The 20,169-nt window shown below is 60.2% G+C and carries 17 protein-coding genes; 5 read left to right on the forward strand and 12 right to left on the reverse strand.

Features of this window, described 5'->3' with window-relative positions; all coding sequences use genetic code 11:
• The first annotated feature begins 99 nt into the window (after nt 1-99).
• The 3 genes from ACA075_RS15590 to ACA075_RS15600 are packed head-to-tail and all read left to right on the forward strand — an operon-like array spanning nt 100 to nt 5,575.
• Entirely contained in the window at nt 100-1,344 is a 1,245-nt protein-coding gene (locus ACA075_RS15590) for an exonuclease SbcCD subunit D C-terminal domain-containing protein (protein WP_497293666.1), read from the forward strand.
• Entirely contained in the window at nt 1,341-4,982 is a 3,642-nt protein-coding gene (locus tag ACA075_RS15595; protein WP_497293668.1) for an AAA family ATPase, read from the forward strand. Before ACA075_RS15590 ends, ACA075_RS15595 begins: the two co-directional genes overlap by 4 nt.
• Complete coding sequence (locus tag ACA075_RS15600; protein ID WP_497293670.1) at nt 4,979-5,575, forward strand: glutathione S-transferase; 597 nt, start codon at nt 4,979-4,981, stop codon at nt 5,573-5,575. The genes ACA075_RS15595 and ACA075_RS15600 overlap by 4 nt, the downstream gene beginning before the upstream one ends.
• A 161-nt stretch (nt 5,576-5,736) precedes the next feature.
• Here the strand turns inward: ACA075_RS15600 and ACA075_RS15605 are convergent, their stop codons facing one another.
• The 9 genes from ACA075_RS15605 to ACA075_RS15645 all read right to left on the reverse strand — a co-directional run bounded on the left by ACA075_RS15605 (nt 5,737) and on the right by ACA075_RS15645 (nt 12,709).
• Nucleotides 5,737-5,994, reverse strand: coding sequence for a hypothetical protein (locus tag ACA075_RS15605; RefSeq protein WP_497293672.1), 258 nt, complete (start codon nt 5,992-5,994; stop codon nt 5,737-5,739).
• On the reverse strand, nt 5,991-6,203 hold the full coding sequence (locus tag ACA075_RS15610) for a hypothetical protein (RefSeq protein WP_497293674.1): 213 nt from the start codon (nt 6,201-6,203) through the stop codon (nt 5,991-5,993). The genes ACA075_RS15605 and ACA075_RS15610 overlap by 4 nt, the downstream gene beginning before the upstream one ends.
• A 115-nt stretch (nt 6,204-6,318) precedes the next feature.
• On the reverse strand, nt 6,319-6,444 hold the full coding sequence (locus ACA075_RS15615; RefSeq protein ID WP_497293676.1) for a hypothetical protein: 126 nt from the start codon (nt 6,442-6,444) through the stop codon (nt 6,319-6,321).
• 210 nt (nt 6,445-6,654) lie between these two features.
• Nucleotides 6,655-6,834: a hypothetical protein gene (locus ACA075_RS15620; RefSeq protein ID WP_010459844.1), complete on the reverse strand. Its 180-nt coding sequence runs from the start codon at nt 6,832-6,834 to the stop codon at nt 6,655-6,657.
• Between the two features lie 155 nt (nt 6,835-6,989).
• The gene (locus ACA075_RS15625; protein WP_497293678.1) at nt 6,990-8,159 is read right to left on the reverse strand and encodes a lactonase family protein; all 1,170 of its coding nucleotides are present in this window, start codon (nt 8,157-8,159) and stop codon (nt 6,990-6,992) included.
• Complete coding sequence (locus ACA075_RS15630) at nt 8,152-8,448, reverse strand: DUF5629 family protein (RefSeq protein ID WP_497293679.1); 297 nt, start codon at nt 8,446-8,448, stop codon at nt 8,152-8,154. The genes ACA075_RS15625 and ACA075_RS15630 overlap by 8 nt, the downstream gene beginning before the upstream one ends.
• Nucleotides 8,449-8,648: 200 nt before the next feature.
• The gene (locus ACA075_RS15635) at nt 8,649-10,229 is read right to left on the reverse strand and encodes an aldehyde dehydrogenase (NADP(+)) (RefSeq protein WP_497293681.1); all 1,581 of its coding nucleotides are present in this window, start codon (nt 10,227-10,229) and stop codon (nt 8,649-8,651) included.
• Nucleotides 10,230-10,240: 11 nt separating this feature from the next.
• Nucleotides 10,241-11,233 (reverse strand): AraD1 family protein, encoded by a 993-nt coding sequence (gene araD1 / locus ACA075_RS15640; protein WP_497293682.1) that lies wholly within the window; start codon nt 11,231-11,233, stop codon nt 10,241-10,243.
• A gap of 153 nt (nt 11,234-11,386) precedes the next feature.
• Complete coding sequence (locus ACA075_RS15645; RefSeq protein ID WP_497293683.1) at nt 11,387-12,709, reverse strand: MFS transporter; 1,323 nt, start codon at nt 12,707-12,709, stop codon at nt 11,387-11,389.
• 193 nt (nt 12,710-12,902) lie between these two features.
• Here ACA075_RS15645 and ACA075_RS15650 point away from each other — a divergent pair, with 193 nt between their 5' ends.
• Nucleotides 12,903-14,639, forward strand: a complete 1,737-nt coding sequence (locus tag ACA075_RS15650; RefSeq protein ID WP_497293684.1) for an IlvD/Edd family dehydratase — start codon at nt 12,903-12,905, stop codon at nt 14,637-14,639.
• A gap of 248 nt (nt 14,640-14,887) precedes the next feature.
• A complete protein-coding gene (locus ACA075_RS15655) occupies nt 14,888-15,607 on the forward strand; it encodes a FadR/GntR family transcriptional regulator (protein WP_497293686.1) in 720 nt (239 codons plus the stop codon).
• A 168-nt stretch (nt 15,608-15,775) separates the two neighbouring features.
• Here ACA075_RS15655 and ACA075_RS15660 read toward each other — a convergent pair whose 3' ends face one another.
• The 3 genes from ACA075_RS15660 to ACA075_RS15670 all read right to left on the reverse strand — a co-directional run bounded on the left by ACA075_RS15660 (nt 15,776) and on the right by ACA075_RS15670 (nt 20,143).
• Complete coding sequence (locus ACA075_RS15660; RefSeq protein WP_219097416.1) at nt 15,776-18,160, reverse strand: efflux RND transporter permease subunit; 2,385 nt, start codon at nt 18,158-18,160, stop codon at nt 15,776-15,778.
• 28 nt (nt 18,161-18,188) lie between these two features.
• Nucleotides 18,189-19,256, reverse strand: coding sequence for a WD40/YVTN/BNR-like repeat-containing protein (locus ACA075_RS15665; protein WP_497293687.1), 1,068 nt, complete (start codon nt 19,254-19,256; stop codon nt 18,189-18,191).
• 590 nt (nt 19,257-19,846) lie between these two features.
• Nucleotides 19,847-20,143 (reverse strand): hypothetical protein, encoded by a 297-nt coding sequence (locus tag ACA075_RS15670; RefSeq protein ID WP_497293689.1) that lies wholly within the window; start codon nt 20,141-20,143, stop codon nt 19,847-19,849.
• Nucleotides 20,144-20,169 lie beyond the last annotated feature (26 nt).

Consider the following 20,169-nt stretch of genomic DNA (forward strand, 5'->3'; position numbering starts at 1 on the left):
GTTGGTTGGCCACATCCAGTGTGTTTGCCATTAAACTCTCTCCCCTTTCGCCGCCCTCATTTTCCACGCGGCCATTACCTTATTCCTACGGAGTTCGCCTTGCGTCTGTTTCACACCTCCGACTGGCACCTTGGGCAGAACCTGCACGGCCAGGAACGCGATTTCGAGCACGCCTGCTTTCTTGAATGGCTGCTGCGCCAGCTGAAGCTGGACCAGCCCGACGTGCTGTTGATCGCCGGCGATATCTTCGACACGGTCAATCCGCCGGTCAAAGCGCAGGAGCGCCTCTACGAATTCATCGTCAGCGCCCACGAGCAGCAACCGTTGCTGACCATCGTGATCATCGCCGGCAACCACGACTCTGGCTCGCGGATCGAACTGCCCGCGCCGTTGATGCGCCGTTTGCGCACCCACGCGCTTGGCCGAGTACTGTGGCTCGACGATGGTCAACTGGATGCCGAGCGGTTGTTGTTGCCGTTACCGGATGCCAGCGGTGAAATCGCCGGCTGGTGCCTGGCGCTGCCGTTTTTGCGCCCGGCCGAAGTGACTGGCGCGCAGTTGGGTGACAACTACTTGCGCGGCATCGGTCAGGTTCATGAATGGCTGATCGAGGCGGCCAATGCCAAGCGCAAGCCTGGCCAGGCGTTGATTGCCATCAGCCATGCGCACATGGCCGGTGGGTCCGTGTCGGAAGACTCCGAGCGCAGCCTGATCATCGGCAATGCCGAAGCCCTGCCCGCCAGCCTGTTCGGGCCGAGCATCAGCTACGTCGCGCTGGGGCATTTGCACAAGCCGCAGAAGGTCAACGGTGAAGAACGCATTCGCTACAGCGGCTCACCGATTCCGTTGTCCTTCTCGGAAATCGGCTATCAGCATCAGATTCTCGACGTCACGCTCGACGGCGAAACCCTGGTCAGCGTCGAGCCGAAACTGATTCCCCGCGCGGTCAACCTGCAACGCATCGGCCCGGCGCCGCTGGCCGAAATCCTCTTGCAACTGGCCGACCTGCCGAATATCGACTTGCTGGCCGACATCCAGCGCCAGCCGTGGCTGGAAGTTCGGGTGCGTCTTGATGAGCCGCAACCCGACTTGCGCCACCAGGTGGAAAGCGCCCTGCAAGGCAAAGCCGTGCGTCTGGTGCGGATCGCCGCTGAATACGCCGGCAATGGCAGCCGCGAGGGTGTCGATGACGGCACCACGTTGATTGAACTCGACCAGCTCTCACCTCAGGAACTGTTCAGCCGCGCTTGGCAGGACAACTACGGCAGCGAGGTCGATGAGCAAACGCTGAAGGACTTTGCCGAGCTGTTGCAGGATGTGCAGATGGAGAGCGAACAACCATGAAGATCCTCGCGATCCGCCTGAAAAACCTCGCCTCGCTGGCCGGGCCCTTTGAAATCGACTTTACCGCTGAACCGCTGGCGAGTGCCGGCCTGTTCGCGATCACCGGGCCGACTGGTGCGGGCAAAAGTACCTTGCTCGACGCCTTGTGCCTCGCGCTGTTTGGCGCCGTTCCTCGGTTGAGCAACGCCCAGGTGTCTGCCAAGGCACCGGACGCCGATGGCGAAATCAGCACCGGCGACCCGCGTACCTTGCTGCGGCGTGGCACCGGAGAAGGGTATGCCGAGGTGGATTTCGTCGGCATCGACGGCCGGCGTTACCGCGCGCGCTGGGAAGCCAATCGCGCTCGCGAAAAGGCTGGCGGTAAGCTGCAAGCCAGCCGTCAGAGTCTGCGCGACATCGATCAGGATCAGTTGCTGGCCAGTCAGAAAGTCGAGTTCAAAACCCAGCTCGAAGCCGTGCTGGGCCTGAACTTCGAACAGTTCACCCGCGCCGTGCTGCTGGCCCAGAGCGAGTTCAGTGCCTTCCTCAAGGCTAACGACAACGAACGCAGCGAACTGCTGGAAAAGCTCACCGATACCGCGCTCTACACCCGCCTCGGTCGCCGGGCCTTCGACAAAGCCAAAGAGGCGCGTGAAGCGCACAAGTTATTGCAGGATCAGGCCACGGGCGTGACGCCGCTGTCCCCCGAAGCCCGGGCCGAACTCGATGAGCGCTTCAACGAGGCGCAGCAGCAACTCAAGACCCAGCAAGCGCAGCTCAAACAGCTTGAATTGCAGCACACCTGGCTCAAGGACCTGCGTCAATTGCAGGACGAGCAACAGAGCGCCACCGAGCAACTGACCAGCGCCCGACAGCACTGGGAAAGCCTGGCCGGCGAACGGTTGAAGCTCAGTCGCCTGGAGCAACTGGCCCCGCAACGGCACCAGTTCGCCCGCAAGACCGAACTCACCGCCCAGCTCACCCCGCTGGCGGCGCAGATTCAGCAGCACACCCAACAGCAAGCCGAGTTGAACGAGCGGCAGGCGCAACTCGAACAGAGCTTGAGCGCTGCGCAGACCGCGCTGGTCGAAGCCCAAAGCCAACACACGGCAAAAGCTCCGTTGCTGCGCCAGGCCTTTGAAGAGCAAAGCACCCTCGCCCGGTTGGTCAAAGACGCCAGTGTGAGTGCCGAACATAAGCAACAAACGGAACTGGCCAGCACTCAAGGGCAGAACACGATTCAGGGCCTGCTCGAGCAACAAAAGCAGGTGGCTGCACGTCTGGAGCGGATTGCCGGCGAGCTTGAGCAAAGCACGCATTTAGCGCCGTTGAGCGAGGCGTGGAACGCCTACCGTGATCGCCTGCAACAGTTGATGCTGATCGGTAATCGCTTGAACAAGGGCCAGGCTGAACTGGCGGCTCTGGAGCAAAGCGCCGCCCGCGCCGGCGAAGAACTGGCGGCTCAAAAGCAGCATCTGGAAGTGCTTTATAAAGAGGCCGGTGCCGAGCCCGAAGCCGTGGCCGAACAGATCCAGCTGCTGGGCAACCTGTTGCAGGACAACCGCAAACAACTGCGGGCGTTTGAAGAACTGACACGGCTGTGGGCCAGCCAGCAGGAGATCGACAAGCGCAGCGCCGAGCTTTCGCAACGCCAGCTCAGCGCTCAGCAGGAACGTGATCGCCTGACCCAGGACGGTGTGAAGACCAAGAACGACCTGGTCGTCGCCGAACAGACCCTGACCGTCACTCGCGAACTGCTGGAGCGTCAGCGTCTGGCCCGCAGCGCCAGCGTCGAAGAACTGCGCGCACAGTTGCAGGACGATCAGCCCTGCCCGGTCTGCGGCAGCCCCGACCACCCTTATCATCAGCCCGAAGCGTTACTGCAAAGCCTCGGTCGCCACGATGAAAGCGAGCAGGCCAACGCGCAGAAGGCCGTTGACCTGCTGAAAGAGAAACTCACCGATTTGCGTGGCGAAGTCGGCGGCTTGATCGCTCAGCAAAAAGAACTGTTGCAGCAACAGGAGCAACTCGCCACCCAGCAACAAGGCCTGACGCCGAGCCTCGAAGCGCATCCGTTGTCGACGCAACTGCTGGCTCAGGACGCGAGCAAACGAGACGGTTGGCTGGCGCAGCAAAACAGCCAGTTGAACCAGAGCATCACCCAGGATGAACAACGGCAAACCGCCCTGCTCACCTTGCAACAGGACGCGGCTCGCCTTCAGCAACAACTGCGCAGTGCCGAAGCGGCAAGCCAGCAAGCGACGCAGCACTTGAGTAACCAACAGCGTGAGCTGGGCAGTGATCGCCAGCGCCTGGACGAAGAGCTGAGCGCCTTCAGCACCCTGCTCCCGGCCGAGACACTGGAGGCCTTGCGCAACGAACCCGCCGCGACCTTCATGCAACTCGACCGGCAGATCGCCCAGCGCCTGGAGCAACTCGATCAGCAACGCGATGAGCTCAGTGAACAGCAACAACGCCAACAGACACTGGAAAAAGAACAGGACCGCCAACTGGCCCGCGCCCAGGCACTGGAAGCGGCGCAACAGCAATTCACCGTCCTTGCCGAGCAACAACAGGCTTGCCAGGAACGGCTGACGCAATTGCTGGGCGAACACAGCAGCGCCGAACACTGGCAGCAGCAACTGGATCAAGCCGTCGAACAGGCGCGCACTGCCCAGGCAACGGCCCATCAGGAACTGCAAACCGTGCACACACGGTTAGTCGAACTGGCCGCTGAACTCAAAGCCAGACAAGAGCGCCTGCTGGCCCTGGAAACCGAAGACCGCGACCTGAGCGCAAAGATCGCCGACTGGCGCGCCTTGCATCCGGAGCTCGACGATGGCGGACTGGAAGCGCTGCTGAGCGTCGACGACCAGCAAGTCAGCGAACTGCGGCAGCACTTGCAGCAAAGCGAAAAAGCCATCGAACAGGCCAACGTGCGATTACAGGAACGGGATCAGCGCCTGCTCAATCATCAGGCGCAAAACAACGGCAATCTCGACGCCGAGCAACTCGCCACGGCCCTGGCAGACCTGCAAAACCTGTTCACCGCCAGCGAACACCGTTGCGCCGAACTGCGCGCCGAACAGGCCGAGGATCAGCGTCGGCAGAATGCCAACCAAGCCCTGGCGCAGCAGATTTCCGACGCCTACAGCGAGTATCAACGCTGGGCTCGCCTGAATGCGTTGATCGGCTCGGCGACCGGCGACACCTTCCGCAAGATCGCTCAGGCCTACAACCTCGACTTGCTGGTGCATCACGCCAACGTGCAATTGCGCCAGCTGGTGCGGCGCTATCGCCTGAAACGCGGCGGCAGCATGCTCGGGTTGCTGGTGATGGACACCGAGATGGGCGATGAGCTGCGCTCGGTGCACTCGTTGTCGGGCGGCGAGACGTTCCTGGTGTCGCTGGCCCTGGCGCTCGGCTTGGCGTCGATGGCTTCGAGCACACTGAAAATCGAATCGCTGTTCATCGACGAAGGCTTTGGCAGTCTCGATCCGGAATCCCTGCAACTGGCCATGGACGCACTCGATGGCTTGCAAGCCCAGGGACGTAAGGTCGCGGTGATTTCACACGTACAGGAAATGCATGAGCGGATTCCGGTGCAGATCCAGGTCCACCGCCAGGGCAATGGCCTGAGTACCCTGGAGGTGAAATGAATACGCTGTATTCGTTCCGCCGCTGCCCTTACGCCATGCGAGCGCGCATGGCCCTGCGCTATTCGGGCGTTGCGGTACAGATTGTCGAGGTCAGCCTGAAAGCCAAGCCTGCCGAGATGCTCGCGCTCTCGGCCAAGGGCACGGTCCCGGTGCTGAGTGTCGACGGTCAGGTGATCGATGAAAGCCTGGCGATCATGCACTGGGCCCTGGCGCAGAACGATCCGCAGGATTGGTTGCTCAAGGCTGATCCAGCCGGACAGGCGCACATTGCCGCCCTGATAGAAGAGAACGATCTGGCGTTCAAGGTGCATCTGAATCGCTACAAGTACGCCGAGCGTTACCCCGAGCAGCCGATGGAAACCTATCGTGCTGCGGGTGAGGGGTTCTTGCGCAAGCTGGACGAATTGCTCGAGGGGCGCGACTACTTGTTGGCCGGGCATCCGAGCCTGGCGGATGTGGCGTTGATGCCGTTCATACGGCAATTCGCCCATGTCGATCGCGAATGGTTCGGGCAGACGCCTTATGTGCGGTTGCAGGTTTGGTTGCAGCGGTTCCTGGAGTCGACGTTGTTTGTAGGCGTGATGCAGAAGTAATCGAACACCCCCTGTGGCGAGGGAGCTTGCTCCCGCTCGGCTGCGCAGCAGTCGTAAATCGGCTGACGCAATCTTGCTGAAGTTGCAGGTTTTGGGGCTGCTTTGCAGCCCAGCGGGAGCAAGCTCCCTCGCCACAATGGATCTCAGAGGGCAGCTGGCTCTTAGGCGAACACTTCACACATTTCCAGCACCGAGCAATCCACCTGGAACGGCCCGAAGAAATCGTCTTGGCGTTTCATAGGCGGATTGCCTGCCAGCAGCCCAAGCGATTTTGCGGTTTCAATGTTGCGCGCCAGGTTGTGATTGGCTTCGATGGACCGTGCAACGGAACCTGCCGAGCCCTGCCCTATCCCCAAAAGGGAAGCGCCATTGGTCATGAATGCGAGGAAGGCGATGACCCAGAGTTTGCTCCCTTTCATGTCCCTGCCACTCCCGCCAGTTCTGCGTGATCGACCAGCACGTTTTGAGCGCGGTGTTCGAACTGGATGGCGGGATAAGCGACCTGAATGGGTGCTTCAACGGTGTGCTGCAATTGAGCCGAAACGCTGACGACCAGTACCAGGGCCACGTAAAGACCTATGGCCAGGTAGGCGCCGTATTTGGCAAAAGTGATGATTGAGCTGGCCATGGTGTTCTCCGTGGGCATGTTTCAGAGCCCACAGAATCGATCAAAAAAGCGGTGACAACCACTCAGGGTTTTCCATAGTCACCATCAGCTTCGTTAATCATTAAGCCAGACTATTTCAGTCTTCAATAAAACTCATCAAGCGCTCACGGGCCGCGTCCGGCTCGTCTGTAACGGGCTGGGCAGCCGAAACAATGGGGGTGGAATAGAGAAACAGAAGAACCACTGCCAGACGCATCGCCATGCTGTCGATCCTTGTTATCAGATAAGGAGTCAAAAACTCAGCGTCGAATCTAAACGCATGGCCATGTGATATCAAGCGCTTGATTGATGGCAATGTGATGCTGTCGTAAACGCGTTATGCAGGAGCGACATCACTCAGGCTTCTCGATGCGTTTCAGCTCGATCGGCGCAAGTGACTTCGCTCCTGCATAAAAGGTGCAGGGCTTGAATTTCAGGCTTGGGTTTTGTGATCCAGTGCCGCGTAGAAGTTGGCGCTCTGTTGCAGGTATTTCTGGGTGTAGCTCTGGGCGTGGGATTTTTTGTCGCTGATTTCAACGTTGGCGCTGGCTGGCAGAGCAACGGTGGCAGAGATAGCGGATGCGGCGATGATGGAGAAGAGATTGAAGTTCATGGCGGTATTCCTCGGATTCAGTTGGCTTGTTTGCCCGGTGGGGCCGTGAAGCAAACTTAACCTTCGAGGTTGGCGCCTTGAAATCTTTTGTAGCATTAGCAGATATCAGCCTCATTAATACAAGGATGCAGGCCCCATCAACCGGGGCCTGCGGCCTATTGACGCACCAGAAACTTGAGGTCGCTCGGGGCATCCATCGGCAGTTTCTGTACGGTTTTACCCAATAGACCGGTCTTGGCATCGCGTTCGACGACGACAATCTGGTTGCTCTTCTGATTGGCAATCAGCAAAAACTGGCCACTCGGGTCGAGGCTGAACTCGCGCGGGTGATCACCTTCCACCGAACGACGCTGCAGCTCCTTGAGGTGGCCGGTCGCAGGATCGATGGCAAACAACAGCACCTGATTGGCGGTGCCACGGTTGCTGACGTAAAGGAATTTGCCATCGGCCGAAGCGTGCAACGCAGCGGCAGCCTTGTCGGAGACAGGCTGCCCCGCGGCCAGATCAACCATCTGGGTTTGCTCAAGCTTGCCGTTCTGGTAATCGAACACCGCGACCTGTGCGCTCATTTCCATGGTCAGCCAGGCGTGTTTGCCATCGGCGCTGAACAGCAAATGACGCGGTCCGCTGCCGGCTGGCAACTGGACAGACGCCGGGGTGGCGGCAACCAGCGGCAGCTGAGGGTTGGCCTTCGGATCGAAGCGGTAGACAAAAATCTTGTCGGCGCCCAGGTCATTGGAGAACACGTACTTGCCGTCCGGCGAGGAAACCGTCGAATGCACATGTGCCGACATCTGCCGCTCGGGATTGACCCGGCTCGACGGGTGACTGCTCATCTGCACTACCGGCTTGAGCATGCCATCGGCGCCCACCGGCAACACCGCCAACGTGCCACCCGGGTCTTCAACCACCGAATAGTTGCTGACAAATACGTGGCTGGCATCACCGCTGAGGCTCGAATGGGTCGGCTCGTTGCCCAGGCTCTGCACCTGATTGATCAGGCTCAGTGCATGGGTCTTTGGGTCAATCGCATAACTGCTGACGCGCCCGACCGGGTCTTTCTGGCCGGGGCCGTTTTCGTTGACCACGAACAGGCGCTGCTGATCCTTGGAAACGGTCAGCCACGACGGGTTTTCGCTGGTGACCACTTGCAGCGGCTTGGGGTTGATCTGCCCGGTGGCGCTGTCGAAATTCAGGCGATAAATCCCCTGGCTCTGCCCCGCCGTATAGGAACCGACCAACAACTGATAGTCATTGGCCGACGCCGCCTCAATGCCCATCGCGCCGATGCTGCCGGCCATCAGCAGCGGCCAAAGCTTATGCATCCTCACGCTCTTCTTCCTCGTCGTCGTCACCGCGGAACGCGGTCATGCACACCAGCCGATGCTCGCCGGAACTGCCGGTGATCAGCCAGCTTTGCAGGTCTGGATCGAAGGTCGCGGCCTCGACCTCGGCCGGGGTGAACTCCCAGTGTTTTGACACGCGACCGTCGAGGCATTCGATGTGCAGATTGTCGTCTTCATCGAGGGAGAATTCGAAGGCGTGCAGCCCGTCGATTTCCACCATATCGCAGTGTTCGAGGGTGGCGAGCAAGGTGTCGGTTGCGGCAGTCATGGCAGTCAATCTTTGAATGGGAAAGACGCAATGATAGCTCAATGTGAGGGAGGGTTTGTGCCGGTCACAAAACTTGCTGATGACACTAAATACTGTGGGAGCGGGCTTGCCCGCGATAGCGATTGAACAGTCAACATTGATGTTGATGGTTAGTCCGTCATCGCGGGCAAGCCCGCTCCCACAGGGGTGGTGTTTGGCCGTTAGAGGGCGTCGCGAGAAGACTTGCCGTCCACCAGGCGCTGGATTCGCAGGGGGTTGGCGTTCTTCAACGGTTCCGGCAGCAGGCTGTCGGGATAGTTCTGGAAACACACCGGCCGCAGGAAGCGATCAATCGCCAACGTGCCCACCGACGTGCCGCGCGCATCGGAAGTTGCCGGATATGGCCCGCCGTGGACCATCGAATCGCAGACTTCAACGCCCGTCGGATAGCCATTGAGCAGGATCCGTCCGACCTTTTGCTCCAACAGCGCCGTCAGCTCGTTGAACTGTTCGAAGTCCGCCGGCTCACCAATGATCGTCGCCGTCAGCTGCCCGTGCAGGCCGTTCAACGCGGCACTGAGTTGCGCCTGATCCGCCACTTCGACAAACACCGTGGTCGGGCCGAACACTTCTTCCTGCAGCACTGCATCGCCATTGATCAACAGGCTGACGTCAGCCTTGAACAACTGCGGTTGCGCTTGATTGCCTTGCTGCGGACTGCCAGCCAGATGCTCGATGCCCGGGTGAGCGAGGAGTTTTTGCAGGCCGCTGCCATAGCTGTCCAACGTCCCGGCATTGAGCATCGTTTGCGCCGGCTGATCGCCGATGAGCCCTGCCACCTGCTGCACAAATGCGCTGAATTGCGGTGAGCGAATCCCGATGACCAGACCGGGATTGGTGCAGAACTGACCGCAACCCTGCACCACCGAAGCGGTCAGGTCACGGGCGACGGTGTCGGCCCGAGCGTCCAATGCCTGCGGCAACACGATCACCGGGTTGATGCTCGACATCTCGGCGAACACCGGGATCGGTTGTGGACGTGCGGCAGCCATGTCGCACAACGCGCGGCCACCCTTCAGTGAACCGGTAAAACCGACCGCCAGAATCGCAGGGTGTTTAACCAGCGCTTCGCCGACTCCGCCGCCGTAGATCATGTTGAACACCCCGGCCGGCATGCCGGTTTTTTCCGCCGCGCGAATCAACGCATCAGCGACCAGTTCGGCGGTGGCCATGTGACCGCCGTGCGCCTTGAACACCACCGGGCAACCGGCGGCCAGCGCCGACGCGGTGTCGCCGCCGGCGGTGGAGAACGCCAACGGAAAGTTGCTCGCACCAAACACCGCGACGGGCCCAAGGCCGATGCGGTATTGACGCAGGTCCGGACGGGGCAACGGTTGGCGATCCGGCAAGGCCTGATCGATTCGCGCGCCGTAGAAATCACCGCGACGCAGCACTTTGGCAAACAGACGCATCTGCCCACTGGTGCGCCCGCGCTCCCCTTGAATACGTCCGGCAGGCAATGCCGTTTCGCGGCAGACCACCGCGACGAAGTCATCGCCCAAGGCGTCGAGTTCATCGGCAATGGCATCGAGAAATTGCGCGCGACGTTCGGCACTCAGGCTGCGGTAAGCCGGGTAAGCCGCCGCAGCGGTCTTGGCGGCGGCATCGACTTCTTCAGGCGTGGCCTGGAAGAAATCATGAGGCAGTGCTTTGCCGGTGCTGGCATCGACGCTCTGCAGTTTGACGGTTCCGGTCGCGCTGCGCAGGCCGCCAATGTAGTTGTGACCAAGAATCCGGGTCATGGGTGTCTCCTTTAAAGGGTGCCGACGGTGCCGGGCTCGAACGCTGCTTCAACCGGTGCGATCCCGTTGATCAACGGTGCGCCGAACTCGGCCTGACTGATCTCGAACACATCACCCGGTCGGGTGCGAATGCCGTCGGCAAAGGACAGGGTCGCAGTGCCGAAGAAATGGATGTGTACGTCCCCCGGACGCAGGAACTGGCTGTACTTGAAATGGTGGTACTCGAGGTTCTCCAGGCTGTGGCACATGTTGGCCTCGCCGCTGAGGAACTCGTTCTGCCACAGCACTTCACCGTCACGCAGGATGCGGCTGGTGCCGGCCAGATGTGCCGGCAATTCGCCGACCCGCAGTTCCGGGCCATAGCTGCAACTGCGCAATTTCGAATGCGCCAGGTAGAGGTAATTCTTGCGTTCCATGACATGGTCAGAGAACTCGTTGCCCACCGCGAAACCGAGGCGATACGGTTTGCCGTCGTGGCCGATGACGTAGAGGCCGCTGAGCTCAGGCTCTTCGCCCGCGTCTTCGGCAAAGGGTGGCAGCGGGAACGGCTGGCCCGGACGCACGACGATGCTGCCATCGCCCTTGTAGAACCACTCCGGTTGCACACCGGCCTGCCCGGCCGCCGGTTTACCGCCCTCCACGCCCCATTTGAAAATGCGCATGGTGTCGGTCATCGCGGCTTCGTCGCCGGCCTGCTGATGCATCTTGTCCCGGGCCGAAGCGCTGCCGAGATGGGTCAGGCCCGTGCCGCTGACCAGCATGTGCGCCGGGTCCGGGTGATCCAGCGGAGGGAGGATCCGCAGTTGGGCCAGCAGTTCTGCGTAGTCATGGCTGATGCCCAGGCCCAGGGCTTTCACCTGCTGCTGCAGATTGACGCCTGCCTTGATCGCCGCCAGGGCAAGGTCCCGGACGGTACGCGCGTCCTGCACTTCGCGAACCAGCCCTTCCTCGACCACGCCTACCCGGCGCTCGCCGTTACCCAGTTCGAACTGCACTAAACGCATGGATTTTCTCCTGTTATTCAAAACACCACTGGCCCCTGTGGGAGCGAGCTTGCTCGCGATAGCGGATTGACAGGCGACATTGATGTTGGATGTGCCGGCCTCATCGCGAGCTAGCTCGCTCCCACAGGGAGTGTGAGGATCACAAAATGTGTGTCAGGTAGGGGTCGCGCCGCGAGCGCTGGCTGCAAACTGATCCGCTGCCAGCACATGCTTGCGCTCCAGCAACCGATAGACCACGCCGGTTAACACCAACCCAAACACCATCACCCCCGACAGGAAGTACAGCCCCGAGGCCAGGTTGCCGGTGTATTCCTTCAGCGCACCGATCACAAACGGGCCGATGTAGCCGCCCAGGTTGCCCACCGAGTTGATCAACGCGATCCCTGCCGCAGCACTGGCACCGGCGAAGAAACGACCGGGCAAAGTCCAGAACACCGCCGTGCAGGAAAACAGCGCAAACGCCACCAGGCACAACGCCGCAAGTTGCAGCACTGGCACCGTCAGCCAGGCGCTGAGGAACAGGCCGATGGCGCCCAGCACGTAAAGCACGGCGAGGTGGCCGTAACGATCATTCAGGCGGTCGGAACTGCGCGGAATGATCAGCAAACCAATGATCCCGAAGATGTAAGGCACCGACGACACAAAACCGGTCACCAGATCCGTACCACCAAACTGTTTGATCAACGTCGGCAGCCATAGGCCCAAGCCATAAATGCTCAAGGTCACCGGCAGATAAAACAGCGCCAGCAACAACACGCGCTTGTCTTTCAGGGCATGCAGCGGATTGCCGTGACGGGTCTGGCCGTAGGCCTCGAGGTCCTTTTTCAGCTCGCCGGTCAGCCAGTCTTTCTCAGACTGGTCCATCCATTTCACCTGTTGCGGGCCGTCCGGCAGGTAACGCAGTACTGGCCACGTCAGCAGGATCGCCGGGGTGCCGATGACGATGAACAGCCACTGCCAGCCATGCAGACCGAGGATGCCGTCCATGCCGAGCAAGCCGCCGGACACCGGGCCGGTGATCATCATCGCGATGGGTTGGGAAAGGATGAACAGGCCAAGGATCTTGCCGCGATGGCGAACCGGGAACCATTGGGTGATGTAGTAGAGAACGCCCGGGAAGAACCCGGCTTCGGCCGCGCCGAGCAGAAAACGCATGACATAGAAGCTGTGCGGCCCTTGGACGAAGGCCATGCCAATGGTGATGGCGCCCCAGGTGACCATGATCCGCGCGAACCAGCGCCGTGCACCGAAGCGGTCGAGCATCAGGTTGCTGGGGATTTCCAGCAGGAAGTACCCAATGAAGAACAACCCTGCGCCGAGCCCATAGGCCGCGTCACCCAGGCCAATGTCGGCGCCCATGTGCAACTTGGCGAAACCTACAGCGGAGCGATCCACATAGGCGATCAGGTACAGCAGGATCAGGAAGGGAATCAGTTTCAGCGTGATGCGACGAATAAGCCGCAGTTCCTGGCTCATGAGATCGGTCTCCGATTTTTGTTGTTATAGAACCTCGGGGGACGCCTCTCGCTGAAAACCGCCAGGGCAATCCCTCCGTTGAAGGCGACTATATAGTATTACTAATTAGCCAACAACACTTCCAAAGCGGCGAATTTGCGCTTATGTTACGCGCTAGCTCGAACAATATAGTCATACAATAAGAGAATCGATTATGTCTGATAAGAAACCCAACCTGCGCTCCGCCCAATGGTTTGGCACCGCCGACAAGAACGGCTTCATGTACCGCAGCTGGATGAAAAATCAGGGCATCGCCGACCACCAGTTCCACGGCAAGCCGATCATCGGCATCTGCAACACCTGGTCGGAACTGACCCCGTGCAACGCGCATTTCCGCCAGATTGCGGAGCACGTCAAACGCGGGGTGATCGAGGCCGGTGGTTTTCCGGTGGAATTCCCGGTGTTCTCCAACGGCGAATCGAACCTGCGCCCCACCGCCATGCTCACCCGCAACCTGGCGAGCATGGACGTTGAAGAAGCGATTCGTGGCAACCCGATTGATGGCGTGGCCCTGCTGACCGGTTGCGACAAAACCACCCCGGCGCTGTTGATGGGCGCGGCGAGTTGCGACGTACCGGCCATCGTGGTTACCGGCGGGCCGATGCTCAATGGCAAGCATAAGGGCCAGGACATTGGCTCGGGCACCGTGGTCTGGCAGCTCAGCGAACAGGTGAAAGCCGGCACCATCACCATCGACGATTTCCTCGCAGCCGAGGGCGGCATGTCTCGCTCGGCCGGCACCTGCAACACCATGGGCACTGCGTCGACCATGGCCTGCATGGCTGAAGCACTGGGCACCTCCCTGCCCCACAACGCGGCGATTCCAGCGGTGGATGCGCGGCGTTATGTACTGGCGCACATGTCCGGCATGCGCGCGGTGGAGATGGTTCGTGAAGATCTGCGGCTGTCGAAGATCCTGACCAAGGAAGCTTTCGAAAACGCCATCCGTGTGAACGCCGCCATTGGTGGCTCGACCAACGCCGTGATCCACTTGAAAGCCATCGCCGGTCGTATCGGCGTCGAGCTGGACCTGGATGACTGGACCCGCATCGGTCGCGGCATGCCGACCATCGTCGACCTGCAACCGTCCGGGCGCTTCCTGATGGAAGAGTTCTACTACGCCGGCGGCCTGCCAGCGGTGTTGCGTCGCCTCGGCGAAGCCAATCTGATTCCGCATCCGAATGCCTTGACCGTCAACGGCAAGACCCTCGGCGAGAACACCAAGGACGCGCCGATCTACGGCCAGGACGAAGTGATCCGCACCCTCGACAACCCGATCCGCGCCGACGGCGGCATCTGCGTATTGCGCGGTAACCTCGCGCCCCTCGGTGCAGTGCTCAAGCCATCCGCGGCCAGTGCCAAATTGATGCAGCATCGCGGGCGTGCGGTGGTGTTCGAGAACTTCGACATGTACAAGGCGCGGATCAACGATCCGGAACTGGACGTCGATGCCAACTCGATTCTGGTGATGAAGAACTGCGGGCCGAAGGGTTATCCGGGCATGGCTGAAGTCGGCAACATGGGCTTGCCGGCCAAGCTGCTGGCCCAGGGCGTGACGGACATGGTGCGCATTTCCGACGCCCGCATGAGCGGCACGGCGTATGGCACCGTGGTTTTGCACGTGGCCCCGGAAGCAGCAGCCGGCGGGCCTCTGGCGACGGTGAAGGAAGGCGACTGGATTGAACTCGACTGCGCAAACGGGCGTTTGCACCTGGACATCCCGGACGCTGAACTGGCGGCGCGCATGGCGGATCTGCAACCGCCGCAAAATCTGATCGTGGGCGGATATCGTCAGCTGTACATCGACCATGTGCTGCAAGCGGATCAGGGCTGCGATTTCGACTTCCTGGTCGGCTGCCGCGGCTCCGAAGTCCCCCGCCACTCTCACTAACCCCTGCAACTCTGCATTCACAGCAAAACCTGTGGCGAGGGAGCTTGCTCCCGCTCGGCTGCGCAGCAGTCGTAAATCGATTGACGCGATCTTTCTGACAAATCGCGGTGACCGATTGGGCCGCTTCGCAGCCCAGCGGGAGCAAGCTCCCTCGCCACAGAGCAATCGCCGACTTCAGGTCTGATGATTGCCCGCCGCGCCTGTTATCATGCGCGGCATCTCCATCGCACAGGATCGCGCCGTTCCCCATGGATTACCGCAAACCCTCCGACCGCAAAAGCATGCACTCGCGCATCGTCCAGGAATTGGGCATGCAGATCGTTTCCGGGCGCTTCAAACCGTGTGACAAACTGCCCGCCGAAGCCCTGCTGTGCGAGGAGTACGCGGTCAGCCGCCCGGTGCTGCGCGAAGCCACCCGGGTGCTGGTTGCCAAAGGCCTGGTGTATTCCCGTCCGCGGGTCGGCACCGTGGTCAAGCAGCGCAAGGAATGGCACATGCTCGATCCGGATGTGCTGCACTGGCTGATGCAAAGCAGTCCGCAGAATGAGTTCTTCGATTTACTGACCAGCGTGCGCAGCATCATCGAACCGGCAGCCGCCGCCCTCGCCGCGCAGTTTGCGACCGATGCGGACATCGCCGCCATCGGTGAAGCCTACCAGCGAATGGAAGCCGCGCCGACGCCGGAGGCGCTGTTGCAGCCGGACCTGGATTTCCATAGCCGCATCGCCGATGCGACCCACAACGATCTGTTGGCCAACCTGTGCAACATGCTGTCGGTGGCAATCGCCGAAGCATTGAAGCATTCCAACCAGCGCCCGAACCTGCACGAACTGGCGCTGCCTAGGCACAAGGCGATCCTGACAGCGATCGAGAACCGCGATGCGCTGGGTGCGCGGCATGCAACCCTCGTTCAGCTCGACGATGCGCGCAGTGCGCTGAACGTCGTGCTCGGCACTGATCCCTCTTAACCAACGCAATCCCCTGTAGGAGCCGGCTTGCTGGCGATGGTGTGTCAGTCGACATCAATGTGGCTGACACACCATCGCCAGCAAGCCGGCTCCTACAAAGGGTTGTGTGAATCCTCAGATGTAAAAAAGCCGCAACCCAGGTTGCGGCTTTTCTATTTGAGCCAGGGATCAGTGAGCGAACAGCGAGTTGCCCTTCTGTCCCGCCAGTTTCTCCGGCTTGATCAGGAACCGCGCCAGCGCCGGCAGCAGCCACAATGCGCCGAACATGTTCCAGAGCAGCATGAAGGTCAGCATCAGGCCCATGTCGGCCTGGAACTTGATGGCCGAGAAGATCCAGGTGCACACGCCGATCGCCAGGCACAGGCCGGTGAACAGCACGGCTTTACCGGTGGATTTCAGCGTCTGGTAGTAGGCCTCTTGCAACGGCAGGCCGGCACGCAGGAAGCTTTCCAGACGGCTGTAGATGTAGATGCCGTAGTCCACGCCAATCCCCACCCCCAGCGCCACGACCGGCAGGGTCGCGACTTTCACGCCGATGCCCATAAAGGCCATCAGGGCGTTGCCGAGTACCGAGGTCAGCACCAGCGGCAGCACGATGCACAAGGTCGCCGCCCAGGAACGGAAGGTGATCATGCACATGGTCGCTACGCAGATGTAGACGAGGATCAGGATGGTGAGCTCGGATTCCTTGATCACCTCGTTGGTGGCCGCCTCGATGCCGGCGTTACCCGCCGCGAGGATGAATTCCAGGCCGTCCTTGTTGTTTTCCTTGGCGAAGTCCTGCACCGCATGCACCGCACGATCCAGTGTGGCGGCCTTGTGGTCGTTGAGGAACACCAGCACCGGTGCCAGTGAGCAACTGTTGTTGTACAAGCCATCGGCACGGGCAATGGAGTTGTTCAGTACGTCCGGGTTACGCGACAGGGTTTCCCATTTCAGGTTGCCCTCGTTCATGCCCTTGATCATCTGCTTGGACACGGTCACCAGAGAGATCGCCGACTGCACGCCCTCGGTGTTCTGCATCTTCCACATCAATTCGTCGATCGGCGCCATGGCTTCATAGCGCGAGCAACCTTCAGACTTGGTCTTGACCATCACCACCAACACGTCGGAACTGGTGGAGTAGTTGCTGATGATGAAGTTGTTGTCCTTGTTGTAACGCGAGTCCGGACGCAGTTCCGGAGCACCCTGGTCAAGGTCGCCGATTTTCAGGTTCTGGCTGTACCAGAGGCCGCCACCGAAGGCCAGCAAGGCCAGGACGATCGACACCGGTGCGACTTTCGGGCTGGCAAAGTTCGACAGCAGGCGCCAGAACGGGTGTTCGCGGTGTGCGTCTTTCTTGCTGCGTTCGACGGCGCGCTTGCTGATGCCGACGTAGGAGATGGCCACCGGCAGCAGGATCAGGTTGGTAAACACGATCACCGCCACACCGATGGATGCGCCGATGGCCAGTTCACGAATCACACCGATGTCGATGATCAGCAGCGTGATGAAGCCCACCGCGTCCGCGAGGATCGCGATCATCCCCGGCAGGAACAGCTGACGGAACGTGCGTCGTGCAGCGGTCAAGGCGTTGTCTGCCTCGCTGGACTGCAAGGCGATCCCGTTGATCTTCTGCACGCCGTGGGAAATACCGATGGCGAAGATCAGGAACGGCACCAGCATCGAATACGGATCAAGCCCGAAACCGAAGAAGTGCATCAATCCCAGCTGCCAGACCACCGCCACCAAGGTCGTACTCAACACCGCTACGGTGCTGCGCATGCAGTTGGTGAACCAGTACAGCAGGATCAGGGTGATGATGAAGGCGACGCCGAAGAACATCACCACCATGACCAGGCCATCGATCAGGTCGCCGACTTTCTTGGCGAAACCGACGATGTGGATCTGCACGTTAGGGTTCTGCGCTTCAAACTTGTCGCGGATCTTTTCTTCCAGCTCGTGGGAGAACTTGCGGTAGTCCAGCGCCAGCAACTTGCCCTGGTCCTGTGGGTCCGGGTAGGACTCCAGCAGCGGGATGTCGACGATGCTCGACTTGAAATCGTTGGCCACCAGGCGCCCGACCTGGCCGGACTTGAGCACGTTGTTGCGCAGCAGGTCGAGGCTTTGCTGGGAGCCGTTATAGCTCTGCGGGATCACTTCGCCGCCGGCAAAGCCCTCCTCCGTCACCTCAGTCCAGCGCACGCTCGGGCTCCACAGCGACTTCAGGCCGGAACGGTCGACGCCGGAAATGTAGAACACTTCGTCGTTGATCTGACGCAGGGTCTCCATGTATTCCTTGGAGAAGATGTCGCCGTCGGTGGCCTCAACGGAAATGCGCACCGTGTTGCCCAGGTTCGCCAGATCGTTGCGGTGCTCCATCATTTTTTGAATGAATGGATGCTCGAGCGGGATCATTTTTTCGAAGCTGGTGGACGGCCGAATCAGCGTCGCTTGCCAGAACAGGAAGATGCTGACCAGCAGGCAGATGACGATCACTGCCGGGCGGTTGTTGAAAATCAGGCGTTCAAGAAACGTCGCCTTGTCTTGATGATGACTGCTCAAGGATGTCATAGACCCGCCTTCTTATTATTTGCCCGGCTCATTTGGACGACCCGTTTTTGCCATTCTCTGCGCCGGTTGGCGAGGTGACGCGGACGCCGCCCTGTCCCGCCAGGATCAGATTGCCGTTGCCTGCTGCCGTCACTGCCGAAACGGAAATGCGATCCGGGCGGTTGAACACGCTGAAGGTTTCGCCGTTGTCGTTGCTGCGGATCACCGAGCCGCCGTTGCCGACGATCACGATGGAACCGTCGTCGAGCAGCGTTGCGCCGGACAACCCGAACTCCAGCGCACCGCGGGCAGCCTTGAGTTCGACCGGTTCCCACGTCGTGCCGAAATCGGTGGAGCGGAACAGATTGCCCCGCAATCCGTAGGCCAGCAGCGTGTTGGCCTGAGCAGTGCCGATCACGCCGAACAGCGAACCTTCGTATGGGCCTTCAAGCTTTTCCCAGGTCTGGCCCCAGTCGGCGGAGCGGAACATGCTGCCCTGCTCGCCGACGATGAACAGCCCGGCATCCTTGACCGCCGCAATGCCGTTGAGGTGGTACTGGTCTTCGTTGTCCAGGCGATCACTGGCATCTTCCCAGTGTTTGCCACCGTCGTTGGTGGCCAACAACGCACCGTAGGCGCCCACGGCAAAGCCGCTGTTGACGTCCTGGAACCAGACGTCGAGCAGCGGCGATTCGCGTTTCAAATCTTCGAATTGCTTGGTCCAGGTGGCGCCACCGTCCTCGCTGGCGAGGATCTGTGCGTCATGACCGACGGCCCAGCCGTGTTTGTCATCGGCGAAAAACACCGACGTCAACAACTGGCGGGTTGGCACCTTGGCCTGGGCCCAGGTTGCACCCTGGTCATCGGAATACAGAATGTGCCCGCGATCACCAACAGCCACCAGGCGCTTGCCGGCGTGCGCGATGTCGAGCATCAGGCTCTTGCTGGCTTTGGCAGATTCAACGGCATAAACAATGTCGGACGCTGGCGCCGCAGCGGCCAACGCAGGAGCCGACAGCACGGCACAACCCAACAGCGAGAGCGCTGTAGCCAGCAACGCGAACTTGCGTAATGCCGGCGGGCGGCAAATACCCACACCCATGACAGGCTCACTCATAGACCTTCCCCCATTATTATTGTTAGGTCGTTCAACCTTTCAGGGCGCCGTAAGGGGTGCTCATCGGGATTGCCTGTTCTGGAGCATAGTCCTGAAATGCGCAATCTAGAGCCCCTTCGGAAGCTGGCTTATCCTATCGGGGTTTGGAAAGGTCTGACAATCGACGCCACGTTATGTTTTGTTAACCTGAGGGGGATGGTCGTGGGGTGAATGATTGGGTATCAGGTGGGGTGATTAGGGTTTCCGGTTTTTTTCTGTGTTCGATGTTCGATGTTCGATGTTCGATGTTCGATGTTCGATGTTCGATGTTCGATGTTCGATGTTCGATGTTCGATGTTCGGTGTTCGGTGTTCGGTGTTCGGTGTACATATCCATTTTTTCGGTAACGGCGACTTATGGTTTCGCTCTTACAGCGAGTCTCTTTTGACAAACGCCTCAAAAGTAACCAAAAAGTCTTCGCCCCGGCGTACGGCGCCTCGCTGAGGCTCCGCGTTCCCTCGCTACGGTGTCCATCAGGGGGCATCGCCTACGGTCTGCTTCGCGACGACCTCCTCTCGATGTGTGCGGCTTCGCCGCACGGCGCTAAGCGCCTAACCCCCTGATGAACACCTACGCTCGGCCTGCCGAAGGGGCGAGAGATCAAGATCAAGATCAAGATCAAGATCAAGATCAAGATCAAGATCAAGATCAAGATCAAGATCAAGATCAAGATCAAGATCAACGTCCAAAGCCAAAGCCAAAGCCAAAGCCAAAGCCAAAGCCAAAGCCAAAAGGATCGCAGCCGTCGAGAAGTTTTCGTACATCCGAAAGAACACGTCGACTACCAAGCCGCCTTCGCAGCGATGCGGCGACCCGACAAGCCAGCTCCCACAAGGTTTGCTGTACATCTGCAAGAAACTGGTCGGCTGTCAGG

The organism is Pseudomonas sp. LBUM1663, assembly GCF_059695905.1.